The organism is Paraburkholderia sp. SIMBA_054 (assembly GCF_046534875.1).
GTDB lineage: Bacteria > Pseudomonadota > Gammaproteobacteria > Burkholderiales > Burkholderiaceae > Paraburkholderia > Paraburkholderia hospita.
Map to the genome: position 1 here is coordinate 1 of NZ_JAWRXV010001626.1, position 240 is coordinate 240.

Below are 240 nucleotides of genomic sequence, written 5' to 3' on the forward strand. Positions count from 1 at the left end.
CTGTGGATGCCGGCAGGCTGGGTACACAGCGTGCGCTGCATCGGCGAGGTCCACATGCGCAGCCTGTACATCCGCCCGGAGGCAGTCGCGCACCTGCCCGGACGCGCGGCCGCGGCGGTGGACATCCAGCCACTGCTGCGCGAGCTGATCGAAAGCGCGATCCGGATCGTGCAGCCCTATGACGAGGATGCGCGCGACGGCCACCTGATGCGCCTGCTGCTCGACGAGCTGCGCACGATG

Annotated in this window: 1 pseudogene; it reads left to right on the forward strand. The window is 69.6% G+C overall.

The features are described 5' to 3' along the window. Window positions 1-54 precede the first annotated feature (54 nt). A pseudogene (locus tag SB822_RS60580) lies at window positions 55-240 on the forward strand (AraC family transcriptional regulator); the annotation flags it as partial.